At 68.9% G+C, this 15382-nt stretch carries 12 protein-coding genes and 2 tRNA genes; 7 read left to right on the top strand and 7 right to left on the bottom strand.

The features are described from left to right. Positions 1 to 12 precede the first annotated feature (12 nt). The 4 genes from gyrA to DEJ33_RS00720 all read left to right on the top strand — a co-directional run bounded on the left by gyrA (position 13) and on the right by DEJ33_RS00720 (position 3372). Positions 13 to 2697 (top strand): DNA gyrase subunit A, encoded by a 2685-nt coding sequence (gene gyrA / locus DEJ33_RS00735; RefSeq protein WP_258374484.1) that lies wholly within the window; start codon positions 13 to 15, stop codon positions 2695 to 2697. Then, a complete protein-coding gene (locus tag DEJ33_RS00730) occupies positions 2690 to 3097 on the top strand; it encodes a DUF3566 domain-containing protein (RefSeq protein ID WP_110902908.1) in 408 nt (135 codons plus the stop codon). Before gyrA ends, DEJ33_RS00730 begins: the two co-directional genes overlap by 8 nt. A gap of 72 nt (positions 3098 to 3169) precedes the next feature. Further along, positions 3170 to 3246 (top strand) — tRNA-Ile (locus DEJ33_RS00725). Between the two features lie 53 nt (positions 3247 to 3299). Continuing rightward, positions 3300 to 3372, top strand: a tRNA-Ala gene (locus DEJ33_RS00720). A 535-nt stretch (positions 3373 to 3907) separates the two neighbouring features. Here the strand turns inward: DEJ33_RS00720 and DEJ33_RS00715 are convergent. After that, entirely contained in the window at positions 3908 to 4468 is a 561-nt protein-coding gene (locus tag DEJ33_RS00715) for a hypothetical protein (RefSeq protein WP_110902910.1), read from the bottom strand. Positions 4469 to 4582: 114 nt separating this feature from the next. On the opposite strand from DEJ33_RS00715, the gene DEJ33_RS00710 reads away from it, so the two are divergent. Together DEJ33_RS00710 and DEJ33_RS00705 are read left to right on the top strand one after the other, a co-directional pair. Beyond that, the gene (locus tag DEJ33_RS00710; protein ID WP_111077006.1) at positions 4583 to 5122 is read left to right on the top strand and encodes a peptidylprolyl isomerase; all 540 of its coding nucleotides are present in this window, start codon (positions 4583 to 4585) and stop codon (positions 5120 to 5122) included. 5 nt (positions 5123 to 5127) lie between these two features. Next, positions 5128 to 5979: a rhomboid family intramembrane serine protease gene (locus tag DEJ33_RS00705; RefSeq protein ID WP_111077005.1), complete on the top strand. Its 852-nt coding sequence runs from the start codon at positions 5128 to 5130 to the stop codon at positions 5977 to 5979. 383 nt (positions 5980 to 6362) lie between these two features. Here DEJ33_RS00705 and DEJ33_RS00700 read toward each other — a convergent pair whose 3' ends face one another. Further along, positions 6363 to 6617: a cell division protein CrgA gene (locus DEJ33_RS00700; RefSeq protein WP_110902913.1), complete on the bottom strand. Its 255-nt coding sequence runs from the start codon at positions 6615 to 6617 to the stop codon at positions 6363 to 6365. An 83-nt stretch (positions 6618 to 6700) separates the two neighbouring features. Between DEJ33_RS00700 and DEJ33_RS00695 the strand changes: the two genes are divergently transcribed. Further along, complete coding sequence (locus DEJ33_RS00695) at positions 6701 to 7339, top strand: aminodeoxychorismate/anthranilate synthase component II (protein ID WP_111077004.1); 639 nt, start codon at positions 6701 to 6703, stop codon at positions 7337 to 7339. Between the two features lie 74 nt (positions 7340 to 7413). Here DEJ33_RS00695 and pknB read toward each other — a convergent pair whose 3' ends face one another. The 5 genes from pknB to DEJ33_RS00670 all read right to left on the bottom strand — a co-directional run bounded on the left by pknB (position 7414) and on the right by DEJ33_RS00670 (position 15380). Then, positions 7414 to 9243, bottom strand: a complete 1830-nt coding sequence (gene pknB, locus DEJ33_RS00690; protein WP_258374485.1) for a Stk1 family PASTA domain-containing Ser/Thr kinase — start codon at positions 9241 to 9243, stop codon at positions 7414 to 7416. Positions 9244 to 9395: 152 nt separating this feature from the next. Further along, a complete protein-coding gene (locus DEJ33_RS00685) occupies positions 9396 to 11126 on the bottom strand; it encodes a protein kinase (RefSeq protein ID WP_111077002.1) in 1731 nt (576 codons plus the stop codon). Next, positions 11123 to 12577 carry a penicillin-binding protein 2 gene (locus DEJ33_RS00680; RefSeq protein ID WP_111077001.1) on the bottom strand — a complete coding sequence of 485 codons (1455 nt, stop codon included), beginning with the start codon at positions 12575 to 12577 and terminating at the stop codon, positions 11123 to 11125. Before DEJ33_RS00680 ends, DEJ33_RS00685 begins: the two co-directional genes overlap by 4 nt. Next, entirely contained in the window at positions 12574 to 14013 is a 1440-nt protein-coding gene (locus tag DEJ33_RS00675) for an FtsW/RodA/SpoVE family cell cycle protein (RefSeq protein WP_111077000.1), read from the bottom strand. The genes DEJ33_RS00680 and DEJ33_RS00675 overlap by 4 nt, the downstream gene beginning before the upstream one ends. Beyond that, on the bottom strand, positions 14010 to 15380 hold the full coding sequence (locus DEJ33_RS00670) for a Stp1/IreP family PP2C-type Ser/Thr phosphatase (protein WP_110902919.1): 1371 nt from the start codon (positions 15378 to 15380) through the stop codon (positions 14010 to 14012). Before DEJ33_RS00670 ends, DEJ33_RS00675 begins: the two co-directional genes overlap by 4 nt. Positions 15381 to 15382: the final 2 nt, after the last annotated feature.

Raw genomic sequence — 15382 nt, 5'->3', positions numbered from 1 at the left:
CAACGCAAGCACATGGCTGACGACAACGAGAACGGCGCCGACGAGCCCGAGATCGTGCACGGCGACAGCGGGGACATCGTCGTCTCCGGTGACCGCATCTCGCAGGTCGACCTGCAGCTCGAGATGCAGCGCTCCTACCTCGACTACGCGATGTCCGTCATCGTCGGGCGCGCGCTGCCGGAGGTCCGCGACGGTCTCAAGCCGGTGCACCGCCGCGTGATCTACGCGATGTACGACGGTGGCTACCGTCCGGACCGGGCATTCTCGAAGTGCTCGCGCGTGGTCGGCGACGTGATGGGACAGTTCCACCCGCACGGTGACAGCGCGATCTACGACGCACTGGTCCGTCTCGTGCAGCCGTGGTCGCTGCGCTACCCGCTCGCGCTCGGGCAGGGCAACTTCGGATCTCCCGGCAACGACGGCGCCGCGGCGCCGCGGTACACCGAGACCAAGATGGCCCCGCTCGCTCTCGAGATGGTGCGGGACATCGAGGAAGAGACCGTCGACTTCCAGGACAACTACGACGGTCGGACCCAGGAGCCGGCGATCCTGCCGGCCCGGTTCCCGAACCTGCTCGTCAACGGCTCCGTCGGCATCGCGGTCGGCATGGCGACGAACATCCCGCCGCACAACCTGCGCGAGGTCGCTGCCGGTGCCGTCTGGGCGCTCGAACACCCCGACGCGACGCGTGAAGAGCTCCTCGAGGCCCTGATGCAGCGGATCAAGGGCCCGGACTTCCCCACCGGGGCGCAGATCCTCGGTACCCGGGGGATCGTCGACGCCTACCGGACGGGCCGCGGATCGATCACGATGCGTGCCGTCGTCAGCGTCGAGGAGATCCAGGGCCGCACCTGCCTGGTCGTCACCGAGCTGCCGTACCAGGTCAACCCGGACAACCTGGCGATCAAGATCGCCGAGCTCGTGAAGGACGGTCGTCTCGCCGGCGTCGCCGACATCCGCGACGAGACTTCCGGGCGCACCGGTCAGCGACTGGTCATCGTGCTGAAGCGCGACGCGGTCGCGAAGGTCGTGCTCAACAACCTGTACAAGCACACGCAGTTGCAGGAGAACTTCGGCGCCAACATGCTCGCGATCGTCGACGGTGTCCCGCGCACCCTGGCGCTCGACGGGTTCATCAGCGCGTGGGTCGACCACCAGGTCGAGGTCATCGTCCGCCGCACCCAGTTCCGTCTGCGTGAGGCCGAGAAGCGTGCGCACATCCTGCGCGGTTACCTGGCGGCGCTCGACGCACTGGACGAGGTCATCGCCCTCATCCGTCGCTCGCCCGACGTGGAGGAGGCCCGCAACGGCCTGATGGAGCTGCTCTCCGTCGACGAGATCCAGGCCCGCGCCATCCTCGAACTCCAGCTGCGTCGCCTGGCCGCCCTCGAGCGCCAGAAGATCCACGAGGAGGCCGAGGCCCTCGAGCTGAAGATCGCCGACTTCGAGGACATCCTCGCCCGGCCGGAGCGTCAGCGCTCGATCATCATCGACGAGCTGACCGAGATCGTCGACCGCTTCGGGGACGACCGTCGCACCGAGATCATGCTCGGTTTCGACGGCGACATGAGCATGGAAGACCTCATCCCCGAGGAAGAGGTCGTCGTCACCATCACCCGCGGTGGGTACGTGAAGCGCACCCGCAGCGACCAGTACCGCTCGCAGCACCGCGGCGGCCGTGGTGTCCGCGGCGCTCAGCTCCGCGCGGACGACGTCGTCGAGCACTTCTTCGTCACCACGACGCACCACTGGTTGCTGTTCCTCACCGACCAGGGACGCGTCTACCGGGCGAAGGCGTACGAGCTGCAGGAAGCCGGGCGCGACGCGAAGGGCCAGCACTCGGCGAACCTCCTGGCCCTGCAGCCGGACGAGAAGATCCAGCAGGTCCTCGACATCCGCGACTACGAGGCGGCTCAGTACCTCGTGCTCGCCACCGAGCAGGGCCTCGTGAAGAAGACGGCGCTCACCGACTACGACACGAACCGCACCGGTGGCATCATCGCCATCAACCTGCGCGAGGGCGACAAGCTCCGCTCTGCGCTGCTCGTCGACGAGCACGACGACCTGCTGCTCGTGTCCCGCCACGGGATGTCGCTGCGCTTCACCGCCACGAACGACACCCTGCGTCCGATGGGGCGCTCCACCTCAGGCGTGAAGGGCATGTCCTTCCGCGGGGATGACTCGCTGCTGTCGGCCTCGGTCGTCTCGGACGACGGGTTCGTCTGGGTCATGACGGAGGGTGGCTACGCCAAGCGCACCTCGGTCGACCAGTACCGGATCCAGGGCCGTGGTGGTCTCGGCATCAAGGTGGCGCGTCTGGCCGCCGATCGCGGTGACCTGGTCGGTGCCCTGATCGTCGGCGAGGACGACGAAGTGCTCGTCGTGCTGCAATCGGGCAAGGTGGTAAGGTCTGCCGTGGCCGAGGTCCCAGCCAAGGGCCGGGACACGATGGGGGTCGTCTTCGCGAGGTTCGCGGAGAACGACCGGATCATCGCTGTGGCCCGCAACAGTGAGCGGAACCTGGACGACCAGGAGGACGCCGAGATCGAGCCCGCGGGCCCGGTCGAGACCGTCAGCCCGGACGAAGCGGTCGCCGACGCCGCCGACGCAGAGCTCGTGGAGGAAGTCTCCACCGACGCACTGCCCACCGACGCCGCGCCTGTCGAGGCCGGAGAGGACGAGTCAAGCAATGAGTAGTGTCGCCGAGAAGCTCCAGCGGAAAGCGAAGCGGCCCGTCGGGACTCGTCAGGTCCGACTCCGCCTGGTCTACGTCGACTTCTGGTCGATGGTGAAGCTGTCCTTCCTCATCGCCCTGGCCGGCTCGATCGTGATCGTCGTGGCCACGGCGCTGGTGTGGGTCATCCTCAACCAGACCGGCGTCTTCGACCAGATCGACAGCCTGTTGAAGGACGTCACCGGGCAGAACAGTTACTCGATCATGGACCAGTTCTCGCTGGGCCAGGTCCTCGGGTTCTCGATCGTCGTCGGCATCCTGAACGTCGTCGTGGGGACCGTGCTCGGCGCGATCGTCAGCGTCCTGTACAACCTCAGCGTGCGGATCACGGGCGGCGTGCTCGTGGGCTTCACCAACAACTGACCCGGTCCGGGTGGGCCGACCCGCTCGATTTCGCTCAGGCGCGATCGTGGGGTAGGCTTTCATCCGGTCTGAGGGGCTATAGCTCAGGCGGTTAGAGCGCTTCGCTGATAACGAAGAGGTCCAAGGTTCAAGTCCTTGTAGCCCCACCACAACTCAACTCCCGCGTCGGAACTCTCGACGTTGCGTCCGGTCCGGTCGCTCCGGGGCCTTAGCTCAGTTGGTAGAGCGCTGCCTTTGCAAGGCAGATGTCAGGAGTTCGAATCTCCTAGGCTCCACTCCCTCGGCGTGAGCTCTGCTCCGCTCGTTCCTCGCTCCGCCAGTTGCGGTCGTCGTGCTCCTCCGAGCCGCGGCCCCTGCGGCGCGTGCGTCGTGCGCTGTCCGTCGAGGTTCCGGAATGTGGAGCTCTCGGCGGTCGAGGTGCGCGGATTGTGGAACCTCAGCGACTGGGTCACGGCGTGTTGTGCGACCTCGAGCTCCGACACGACGCACGTCCGGGGGCTCTGCTGGGGCGCCGTGCTCGCTGGGGCGTCGGTCCCCACGTGGTGTCACCCTCGTCGGTCGCGCCCTGGCCGCGCCGTGGTCGCGCGACGTGCCGCGCGCTGTCCGTCGAGGTCCCCGAATGTGCTGCTCTCGGCGCTCGAGCTGCGCGGATTGTGGGACCTCGGCGTCGGGGTGGCGGCGAGTCGTGCGACCTCGGGCGGCTCGGGTCGGGGCCGGCGCCCGGGCCCCGGGAACGACGAAGGGCCCCGGGCCCCGGGAACGACGAAGGGCCCCGGCGCAGTGCCGGGGCCCTTCGAGCGAACCAGGAGGTCAGGCGGCGGGCTTGCCCGCGTTGTCCGCGTCGTCGGCGACCCAGAGGTCGTCGTCAGCGCGGAGCGTCTGGTACGCCGCGTACGCAGCACCCGCGACCGCCACGACACCGACGACGATGAGGGCGACCCCACCGAACCCAATGCCCTTCTTCTGCGGGACGGGAGCCTGCTTGAGGAACTTCCCGCCGCGCTTCTGTGCTTCCTTCACGATCTTCTGCACGCGCGGGTCCTTCGCCAGGTCTCCGACGCTGAGCACGGAGCCGGCGGTGGAGATCAGGCCGGGCACCACCTCGGACTGGAAACGGTGCGAGGCGCTCTGCGCGGCAGAGGTCGCGGCGTGCACGCCCGTTGCGACCGCGGGACGGAGCCCGTTGTCGATCGCGTTCTGCACGCGAGGGGCGAGGTCCTTCCGAGCGGCATCGGCTGCGTGCCCCCGAGCCTCGGCCAGGATGGCGTTCGCGTGCTCCAGGACCTTGCGCTGCTCACCGAGGAGCGTCGCGGTCTTGCCCTTGAGCTTCTTGATCTGCTTCCGGCGCTTACGCGGGATGTCGATCGACATTCGGTACCTCCATGGGTCGACGTGACCCCATACTGCCACCCGAGCGCCTGACAGGTCACGGAACCCCGGCTGTGCGTCCCGTGCACATCCAGCGGCACATGCGAGAATCGGGTCATGTCTCTGCACACCGCTGTCGCAACGATCCACACCAACAAGGGCGACATCCGCGTCAACCTGTTCGGCAACCACGCACCGAAGACCGTCCAGAACTTCGTCGGTCTCGCGACCGGCACCCAGGAGTGGACGCACCCCGGCACCGGCAAGGTGTCGACCGACAAGCTCTACGACGGTGTCGTCTTCCACCGCATCATCAAGGACTTCATGATCCAGGGCGGCGACCCGCTCGGCCAGGGCATCGGCGGCCCGGGCTACCGCTTCGACGACGAGATCTCCCCGGAGCTCACCTTCCAGAACCCCTACATCTTCGCCATGGCGAACGCCGGCCTCCAGGGTGGCCGTGGCACCAACGGCTCGCAGTTCTTCATCACCACGGTGGCGACCCCCTGGCTGCAGGGCAAGCACACCATCTTCGGTGAGGTCGCCGACAACGAGTCCCGTGCCGTCGTCGACGCGATCGAGGGCGTCCCGACCGACGGTCGTGACAAGCCCGTCGAGGACGTCGTCATCCAGAGCATCGACGTCGAGGACGTCTGAACCGAGTGACCGACTCCACCTCGGCTTCGTCCAACACCTGTTACCGGCACCCGGACCGGCCGAGCTTCGTGCTCTGCCAACGCTGCGGGCGGACCATCTGCCCGGAGTGCCAGACGCCGGCAGCGGTCGGGGTGCACTGCCCCGAGTGCGTGCGTGAGCAGCGGGCGAAGTTCACCGAGAACCGTCGCGCGTCCGGTCCGAGCAGCCTGACGGTCGCTCGGCGCCGGTTCGCGATGCTCGACCAGAAGGCGACGGTCGTCCTGGTCGCCGTGTCGGTGGCCGTGTGGCTGCTCGACCAGGTGACCGGCGGGTTCCTGAGCCAGTGGCTGGCGTACAACTCGGCGCTGCTCCCGACGCAGCCGTGGCGCATCGTGACCGTGCTCTTCGTGCACTCGACGTTCCTGCACCTCGCCTTCAACATGTGGGCGCTGTTCATCTTCGGTCGGATGCTCGAGAACTTGCTCGGGACGTGGCGGTTCCTGGCGCTGTTCTGCATCGCCGGGGTCGGCGGCTCGGTGCTCGTCACCTTCCTGGCACCCGGTACCTGGGTCGTCGGGGCGTCCGGCGCGATCTTCGGGTTGTTCGCGGCGTTCTTCGTCCTGCAGCGCAGCCTCGGCAACAACGCCGTGTCGCTCCTGGTCGTGATCGGCCTGAACCTGGTGATCGGTTTCCTGCCCGGCACGAACATCTCGTGGCAGGCGCACGTCGGTGGCATCATCGCCGGCTTCGTCACCGGGTTCGTGTTCGCCCGGACGCGCAACGTCCGGCAGCGGGGCCTGCAGGTGACGCTGCTCGGACTGGAGGCCGTGGTCGCCATCGCGCTCTGCTTCGTCGGGTACGCGGTCACCACCGGCTGACGCCTCAGCGCACGCCAGCCTGACGGCTTCATAGAACGCCCCACCGATCGCTTTCGGTGGGGCGTTCTGCATTGGCGACCGACCCATCGGTCGGACGGTGGAGGGAAGCGCGCGTCAGTTCTCCACACCTGCCGCCCGAGTTCTCCACACCTGGGGACAACATCGTGAGTTACACCGGTGTGATTATCCCCACTGTGGAGGAGCCTGTGGAAAACCAGGCATCAGGGGTGGGGACAGTTGTGTGGAGAACCGCACGATCTGTGGACAACGCGCCCTGGGCCTCCTGGCCGGCGTTGCGGGGCGCCCGCAGGTTGTGGAAAGACGACGACGCCCGTCGCACCAGGAGCGGTGCGACGGGCGTCGAGGAAGTGGGGAGCAGGCGGTCAGCGCCACCGCGTCGTCATCAGGAAGCCAACGAACATGATGCCGAAGCCGATCAGGATGTTCCACGAGTTCAGCGACGGGACCGGCAGCGTGCCGCCGGAGACGTAGAAGACGATGACCCACGCGAGTCCGATCAGCATGAAGCCGAACATCACGGGCTTGAACCAGACGGGGTTCGGCTGGTCCCCCGCGGTGTCGACCGAGTCGGCTCGGGTCGTCCGGGCGGGCTTGGTGCGGTCCTTGTCCATGGCCATGGCCGGTATCCTACCGTCACCATGCGTGCGTTCCCGCCCCGTCGGACGGGACTCACATCACACACGAGTACGGTGGACGGCCCATGACCAAGATCCTCGTCGTCGACAACTACGACAGCTTCGTGTACACCCTGAACGGCTACGTGCAGCAGCTCGGGGCGGACACCGACGTCGTCCGCAACGACGCGTTCCCGGTGGAGGAGATCGCCGACCGCATCGCCGAGTACGACGGTGTGCTGCTGTCTCCCGGCCCCGGCACCCCGGCCGACGCCGGCGTCTCGATCCCGACCGTGCGGGCGGCCATCGCCGCTGACAAGCCCCTGCTGGGCGTCTGCCTCGGACACCAGGCGATCGCGGAGGCTCTCGGAGCCACGGTCACCCACGCCGACGAACTCATGCACGGCAAGACGTCACAGGTCGACCACGACGACAGCGTGCTCTTCGCCGGCGTCCCGCACCCCTTCACGGCCACGCGGTACCACTCGCTGGCGATCGTCGACGGCACGGTGCCCGACGAACTGACGATCACGGCCCGGACCGCGGGCGGCGTCATCATGGGCGTCCAGCACCGCGGCGCACCGGTCTACGGCGTGCAGTTCCACCCGGAGTCCGTCCTGACCGAGGGCGGGTACCGGATGGTGGGCAACTGGCTCGAGACGGCCGGGCTCAGCGGCGCAGCCGAGCGCGCAGTCGGTCTCGGCCCGCTCATCTCCGGACGCTGATCTCCGGATCCCCGGATCCCCGGATCCCCGGATTGACCTGACGCAGGCGCAGGCGCAGAGGACGCTCCCAGCCGTCAGCCGTCGTCGCCCTGGTTCAGGGTCGCGCCGCCGCCGGTCGTACCGCCGTTGTCCGCTCCAGGGTCGGAGGGGGCCGCCGGCTGTCGCGACGGCTGCCGCTGCGGCTGGGCGGTGCCGGCGCAGTAGGTCAGCGTGACGCTGCTGCCCTGGGCGACGTCGCTCGCGGGGACGCTCTGCTGGGTCACCGTGGTGCCCGTGCAGGCGTACGTCGGCGCCGGCTGCACGGTGAGCCCGAGGCCGGCGAGGGTCGAACGGGCCGTGTCGAACGGCTGCTGCGTGACGTCCGGCAGCTGGACCTTGCCGTTGGACACGACGAGGTTCACGACCGAGCCCTTCGCCTGGGTGCCGCCCGACGCCGGGTCACTGCTCAGGACCGTGCCCTCGGGAACCGTCGGCGAGTAGTCCGAGCTGACCGCTCCGACCGAGAAGCCGGCGGACTCGAGGGCCTTCGTCGCAGCGTCCTGCGTCTGCGACTGGACGTCGGGGACCGCGATCTGCTCCGGCCCCGTCGAGACGACGATGCGGATGTCCTGGTCCCGCGCCACCGAGGTACCGGAACCCGGGACCGTCCGGATGACGTCGTCCTCGTCCACGTCGTCGGACGGTTCGTCGTCGCGGACTGCCTTGAGACCCCGTCGTTCGAGTGTCGCCTGGGCCTCGTCGAAGGTCTGGCCGGAGACGCTCGGGACCTTGATCGAGGAGCTCACCGGCGGCTTGCCCGGCTCGAGGTTCGCGACGAAGTAGGCCACCCCGGCGATGACGGCGATGGTCAGGACGATGCCGAGCCAGATCCAGGCGACCGGTGGACGGTTCTGGGTCCGCTGGGGACGGCGCTCCTGCGTGTCGTCGAGCTCGCGGAACGTGACGTCGGCAGTGGCGGCGGCGCGGGGGTTGACCCCGAACAGCAGTGCGGCGTCGTCCGCGGCGGCGGCCGCGAGCTTCTTCTTCGAGATCGGGACGTGGCCGGCGGCCGCCTGCTGCAGGTCCCGGCGGAACTCGGCGGCGTTCTGGAACCGGCGGGTGCGGTCCTTCACGAGGGCGTGCAGCGTGACGGCGTCGAGGGCCGGTGACACCGTCGACGTGAGGGTCGACGGTGCGACGGGCTGCTCGCTGACGTGCTGGTAGGCAACGGCCACGGGCGATGCGCCCCGGAAGGGCGGGTGCCCGGTGAGGAGCTCGAACAGCACGATGCCGGTCGAGTACAGGTCGGTGCGGGCGTCGACGACCTCGCCGCGGGCCTGCTCCGGCGAGAAGTACGACGCGGTGCCGAGGATCGACGTGGTCTGCGCCACCGTGGCCGAGGTGTCGGTGATGGCGCGCGCGATGCCGAAGTCCATCACCTTGACCTGGCCCGAGTGGGTGATCATGACGTTGGCGGGCTTGATGTCGCGGTGCACGACGCCGGCGCGGTGGGAGAACTCGAGCGCGGTGAGGATGCCCTCGACGATGCGCGCGGCCTCTTCCTGCACGACCGGGCCCTCGGCGACGATCTCGCTCAGCGGGCGACCTTCGACGTACTCCATGACGATGAAGGGGACCTGCACCTCGGCGCCGGAGTTCTCGCGCACGGTCTCTTCACCGGCGTCGTAGACCCGGACGATCGTCGGGTGCGCCATACGGGCTGCGGCCTGGGCCTCCTGCCGGAAGCGCGTGCGGAACGCCGGGTCGTTGGCGAGGCTCGGCTTGAGCAGCTTCACGGCCACTCGCCGGCCCAGTCGCGTGTCGGTGCCGACGTGCACGGTGGCCATGCCGCCGCGTCCGATGACGTCACCGATCTCGTACCGGTTGGCGAGGAGCGTGATCCCCGCGGTCACACCTTCAGGCACGTACTCCTCCGAATGTCCGTCCGGGCAAGTGTACGGCAGGGGTCTCTGGGGGGAGGCTGGCTGACCGCGCTCCGCGGGCAACCGTTACCGGAACGTGGCGGGGCCCCGACACGTTCCGTGTCGGGGCCCCGGGCGGTGGTGCGTGTGGCGCGTCAGTCCTGCGGCGTCGCCGTCGAGGACGGTGCGTCCGTGGGCTCCACCGGTGCGACCCATGTGGCCGTGGCCGGGTCGGAGCTGCTCGACGCGGCGAGGTTCCCGCACGTGACGGTGTACGACAGGGTGACGTCGTCGCCGGCCTGGTCCGCCTGGATGTCGACCGAGGTCTCCGAGGTGTCGCCGCTCGTCGCGCCGCTGGAGTCCTTGCCGCCGGAGACCGTCCACGAGTACTTCGAGACGGTGTACCCGGTCGGGCAGGTGGCGGTCGACCAGCTGAACCGCACCGCTCCGGTGGCGGAGACCGCGCCGGCGCTCGGAGTGTTCGGCTTGTTCACCGACGGCGGCGCGGTGAACTCGCGCAGGGTGATGAGCGCGCCGTCCGACAGGCTGCCGGTGGGGCTGATCGACTGCACGGTGTTCGCCTGCTCGGCGTTCTCGGCCGGGTCGCCGTCCTGCACCTGGACCGCGAAGCCCATGCTCTGCAGTTCGGTCTGGACCTGGTCCGTCGCCCGCCCGACGTAGTCGGCCGGGTTGATCGTCGTGCGGGTGTCGGACGGGGTGGCCGACGGTTCCTGGCTCGGCGTCTGCGACCTCGTCGGCCGCGGAGCGCTGCTCTGGGTCTGTGACGGCTTCGGGTCCGGGTCGCCGTTCGCGAAGACGAGCACACCGATCACGATCGCCGCGATGAGCACGACCGCGCCGACGAGCCACCAGATCCAGGCGCGGCTCTTCTTCTCTTCGGTGTCGTCCTCGGGGCCGGCGGGGCTGCGCGGCGCACCGCCACCGACGATCGGTGCGTTGGCCTGGGTGCCGATGAGGGCAGTGGCTGCGTCGTTGCCGGGGGGCGGGTTGAACGCCACCGTCCCGGCACCGCCGATCGCCGGTACCGCCACGGTCGCCGCGGCGACGTCTCCGCGACGGAGGGCCTGGGCAGCGCGGGCGAGGTTGGCCGCGGTCGCCGGCCGGTCAACGGGCTTCTTCGCGATGCAGGACATCACGAGGGCCGCCACCGGCTCCGGGACGGTCCCCGGGAGCGCCGGCGGCTGGTCGTTGATGTGCGCCATCGCGATGGCGACCTGCGATTCACCCGTGAAGGGTCGCCGACCTGCCAGGCACTCGTACGCGACGATGCCGAGCGAGTAGACGTCCGTGGACGGGGACGCCGGGTGGCCGCTCGCCTGTTCGGGCGAGAGGTACTGGACGGTGCCCATGACCTGGCCCGTCGCGGTGAGCGGCACCTGGTCGGCGATGCGTGCGATCCCGAAGTCGGTGATCTTGACGCGGCCGTCCGGGGTGATGAGCAGGTTGCCCGGCTTGATGTCACGGTGCACCAGGCCGACCGCGTGCGCTGCCTGCAGGGCGTTCGCGGTCTGGGCGACGATGTCGAGGACCTTGTCGACGGGCAGGGTGTGCTCGCGCTCGATCATCGTCGACAGTGCTTCGCCGGGGACGAGCTCCATCACGAGGTAGGCGCTGCCGTCTTCCTCGCCGTAGTCGAACACGTTGGCGATGCCCTCGTGGTTGACGAGTGCGGCGTGCCGGGCCTCGGCGCGGAAGCGCTCCAGGAACCCGGGGTCGCCGAGGTACTCGTCCTTGAGGATCTTCAGGGCGACGGTGCGCCCGATGACGAGGTCAGTCGCCTGCCACACCTCTCCCATGCCGCCGATGGCGACTCGGGAGGAGAGCTGGTACCGCCCACCGAAGGTGAGTCCGCTGGTGGGTCTCATTTGTTCAGCACCGCCTCCATGACCTTCTTCGCGACGGGAGCCGCGACCGTGTTGCCGACTCCGGACTGCCCGAGCCCGCCGCCGTTCCCGACGACCACGGCGACCGCGACCTCGGGGTCCTTGGCCGGGGCGAAGCCCGTGAACCAGAGTGTGTAGGGATCGCCCGTGCCGCCCTCGGCCGTCCCGGTCTTGCCGGCGACGTCGACACCGTCGATCTTCGCATTCGTTCCGGTCCCCGCGTTGACGACGCTCTGCATCGCCTCGGTCAGGTCGGAAGCCGCGTCGGACGACAGCGGGGCGCTGAACTGCTTCGGCGAGAACGAGTCGACGGTCTTGAGGTCGCTCGTCTCGATCGACTCCACGAGCGACGGCTGCATGACGCGGCCGCCGTTCGCGATGCCGGCGGACACCATCGCCATCTGCAGCGGGGTGACGCGGTCGCTGGCCTGACCGAACGAGCTGAGCATGAGCTCGGCCGTCGACTCGGGCTCCGGGTACTGGCTCGGGGTCGCCGAGGTCGGGACGTCGATGACGCTGCCGAAGCCGTACTCGTCCGCGGTCTTCTTGATGGCCTGGTACCCGAGCTTCCGACCGAGTTCGGCGAAGGGGATGTTGCACGAGTACTGGATCGCGACGCGGAGCTTCACCTCGTCGCCACCACCGCAGCTGCCGCCCTCGGCGTTGTTGATCCGTGAGCTGCTGCCCGGCAGGGTCAGGGTCGACGGGTTCGGGAGCGTCGAGTCGAGCGTGTAGTCCCCGCTCGCCAGTGCCGCGGAGGCGACCACGAGCTTGAACACCGATCCGGGTGTGTACAGGTCGCCCGCGATGGCACGGTTCGCCAGCGGCTTCGACGCGTCGGACTCGAGCGCCTGGTAGCGCGCGATGACGTCCTTGGTGTCGTGCGACGTGAGCGTGTTCGGGTCGTAGCCCGGCTTCGACACCATCGCCAGGATCTTGCCGGTCTTCGGCTGGATCGCGACGACCGCACCCGTGTTCGCACCGAGGGCGTCGTACGCGGCCTGCTGCACGTCGGGGTCGATCGTCAGGTTGACGTTGTCGCCCTGGACGTCCTGGCCGGTGAGGATCGCGTTGAGGTTCTGGAAGAACGAGTCGTCGCTGTTGCCGGACAGCACGGCGTTCTCTGCGCTCTCGATGCCGGAGTTGCCCTGGCCGATCGTGAAGTGGCCGGTGACGGCCGAGTAGAGCTCGCCGTTGTTGTACTTGCGCTGGTACTGGTACTGGTCGTCGACCGCGGTGGACTCGGCGATCGGCTTCCCGTCGACGAGGATCGCACCGCGCTTGGTCGAGTAACTGTCCAGGATGGTTCGGGAGTTCCGGCTGTCGGCGCGGAGCGAGTCCGCCGCGAAGAACTGGATGGACGTCGTCGACACGAAGAGTGCGACGAACATGAGCACGACGACGGTCGAGACGCCGCGGAGTTGGCGGTTCACCGGCGCTCCTTCCTGGACCGGCCACGGCCGGTGTTGCCCCGCTCCGAGAACGCACCCTGTTGGATGCGCTGTTCGGCGGGGATCGAGTCGGTCAGGCGCAGCAGCATCGCCGCGATGATCCAGTTCGCCACGAGGGACGAACCACCCGCCGCCATGAACGGCGTGGTGAGTCCGGTGACCGGGATGATCCGGGTGATGCCGCCGACGACGACGAAGACCTGCAGGGCGATCGTGAAGCCGAACCCGATGCCGAGCAGCTTGCCGAAGTCGTCCTGCGCCATGAACCCGACCCGGATGCCCCGGGAGACCAGGACGACGAACAGACCGAGGACCGCGAAGACGCCGATCAGACCGAGCTCTTCACCGATCGAGGCGATGATGTAGTCGGCGTTGGCGACCGGCGTGATGTACGGACGGCCCTGCCCCAGGCCGGTGCCCGTGATGCCGCCGTTGGCGAAGCCGAACAGGCCCTGCACGAGCTGGTAGCTGCCCTGCGTCTGCCGCAGGAATATCTGCTGGTCGAACGGGTCGAGCCACTGCTCGAACCGGCCCTGGACGTAGACCAGGACGCTCGCCGCGACGAGGGCGCCGCCGACGAAGAGGACGAGGCCGATCACGACCCAGCTGAGCCGGGCGGTCGCGACGTAGATCATCACGAGGAACAGGCCGAAGTACAGCAGCGCCGTGCCGAGGTCGCGCTGGAACACCAGCACGCTCATCGCCACACCCCAGATGATGAGGATCGGGCCCAGGTCTCGGGCGCGCGGGAACGTCATGCCGAGGAACTTCCGGCCGACGATCGACAGGCTGTCCCGCGCGGTGACCAGGTAGCCGGCGAAGAACAGCGCCATCGTGATCTTCGCGAGCTCGCCCGGCTGGAACGAGAACGGTCCGATCCGGATCCAGACCCGAGCGCCGCCGATGTTCGTGCCGATGCCGGGCAGCATCGGCAGCAGGAGCAGCACGATCGTGAGCAGCATGAAGATGTACCGGTAGCGCTGCAGGAACCGGTGGTTGCGCACGAGCAGGATCGTCGCGATCGCGAACACCATCGCGAGCAGCGTCCAGGCGATCTGCTTCACGCCGATCGCCGCCCAGCCCTCGACGCCGTTGTGGATGTCGATCCGGTAGATCTCGGCGATGCCGATGCCGTTCAGCACGAGCGCGACCGGGAGGATGAACGGGTCGGCGTTCTTCGCGACGATCCGCAGGATGACGTGCATCACCAGCGCGAGGCCGAGGATCGAGGCCGCGGTCCAGAGCACCGAGGTGTCGAAGACCCGGCCCTTGGTCCCGAGCTGCACGAGCACCATGGCCCCCGCGCAGATGCCGCACGCGATGACGAGCAGCACGAGCTCGAGGTTCCGCGCGCGGGCCGGCTCCCGGAGCTTGATCGTGATCGCCTGGGTCAACGAGGGTGCGGTCGTGGCGCTCATCGTGCGCTCCTCGACGGAGAGGGTGACGGGGTGCGGGGCGTCGCGGACCCGGAGGGGGAGGCGGACGGTGACGACGTCGGGGAGTCGGCCGAGCCTCCCGTCCCGCTCTGGTCCTGGCCGGTGGCGGCGGCGGTGCGCAGGCGCTCGACGATCGCCCGCGCGTCCTGCAGCGAGGTCGCGTTGATCGTCGACCGGACGTTCTCACGCGTGTAGTCGGGCAGTTCGGTCAGCGCGATGTCGGTGTCCTCGTAGACATCGGACAGCGCGATCGGACCGATCGACTGCTGGACGCCCTTGTAGATCGCGACCGAACCGCGGTCCGTACCCACGTAGTAGTGGTCCTGCACGATGCGGTAGCCGAGGAAGAGTGCGCCGACGAGGGCCAGGATCGCGACGACGAGCGCGATCGACCACGAGACGCGGCGTCGGACCCGTCGGCGGCGGTCCTCGGCGATGAGTTCGGCGAAGTACTGGTCCGACTCGGGCTCGAAGTGCGAGTCCTCCGGAGCACTCGAGACCTTGAGCGGGTGGAGCAGGATGGTGGGGAGCCGGATCGGCTTGCGGCCGGTCGACGCCTCGAAGGTGAGGGGGGCTGCGGCCGAACCGACCGTCGTGGCCGCGTCGTCGTCGTCGCCCGGCTCGGAGTCGGTGACGTCGAGCACGACGACCGTGACGTTGTCGGGCGCACCGTGGTCGAGCGTCTCCTTGACCAGGCGCTGCGTCACCTGGTTGGCGTCCATGGTCGACGCGAGCGCGTGCCGGATGCGCTCTTCCGCCAGGTACGACGACAGCCCGTCGGAGCACAGCAGCCACCGGTCGCCCGGGCGGATGTCCATGATCGCGGTGTCGACTTCCGGTGCGGCGTCGACGTCCCCGAGCACGCGCATCAGGACCGAGCGGCGGGGGTGCACGGCGGCCTCTTCGGGCGTGATGCGGCCGCTGTCGACGAGCCGCTGCACGAACGTGTGGTCGGCGGTGATCTGCTGCAGCTCGCCGTCACGCCAGCGGTAGATGCGCGAGTCGCCGATGTGGGCGATCGCCAGCTGGTCGCCGACCCGGATCATGGCGCTCACCGTGGTGCCCATGCCGGTCAGTTCCTGGTGTTCGAACACCGTCTCGGTGATGAGCTGGTTCGCGGCGATCAGTGCCGACTGCAGCGCGAACTCGGCGTCGTGCGCGGACGGGAACTCGCGGTCGACCTCGCGGATCCGCCGGATCGCGATGGCGGAGGCGACGTCGCCGCCGGCGTGCCCGCCCATGCCGTCGGCCACCGCGAACAGGTGCTGCCCGGCGTAGCCGGAGTCCTGGTTGTTCGCGCGGATGCGTCCCACGTGGGACACAGCGGCGCTCAGCGTGCGAGCCGTCATCC

Origin of the sequence: Curtobacterium sp. MCPF17_047, from assembly GCF_003234045.1 — a bacterium.
Lineage (GTDB): Bacteria > Actinomycetota > Actinomycetes > Actinomycetales > Microbacteriaceae > Curtobacterium.
The sequence above is the reverse complement of the archived record's forward strand: the minus strand, read 5'-3'. Positions and strand labels throughout refer to the sequence as shown.

Bases quoted from the DNA above. Each gene is read 5' to 3' on its own strand.
- gyrA (WP_258374484.1), top strand. From the start codon at position 13: ATGGCTGACGACAACGAGAACGGCGCCGACGAGCCCGAGATCGTGCAC.
- DEJ33_RS00730 (WP_110902908.1), top strand. From the start codon at position 2,690: ATGAGTAGTGTCGCCGAGAAGCTCCAGCGGAAAGCGAAGCGGCCCGTC.
- DEJ33_RS00715 (WP_110902910.1), bottom strand. From the start codon at position 4,468: ATGTCGATCGACATCCCGCGTAAGCGCCGGAAGCAGATCAAGAAGCTC.
- DEJ33_RS00710 (WP_111077006.1), top strand. From the start codon at position 4,583: ATGTCTCTGCACACCGCTGTCGCAACGATCCACACCAACAAGGGCGAC.
- DEJ33_RS00700 (WP_110902913.1), bottom strand. From the start codon at position 6,617: ATGGCCATGGACAAGGACCGCACCAAGCCCGCCCGGACGACCCGAGCC.
- DEJ33_RS00695 (WP_111077004.1), top strand. From the start codon at position 6,701: ATGACCAAGATCCTCGTCGTCGACAACTACGACAGCTTCGTGTACACC.
- DEJ33_RS00685 (WP_111077002.1), bottom strand. From the start codon at position 11,126: ATGAGACCCACCAGCGGACTCACCTTCGGTGGGCGGTACCAGCTCTCC.
- DEJ33_RS00675 (WP_111077000.1), bottom strand. From the start codon at position 14,013: ATGAGCGCCACGACCGCACCCTCGTTGACCCAGGCGATCACGATCAAG.
- DEJ33_RS00670 (WP_110902919.1), bottom strand. From the start codon at position 15,380: ATGACGGCTCGCACGCTGAGCGCCGCTGTGTCCCACGTGGGACGCATC.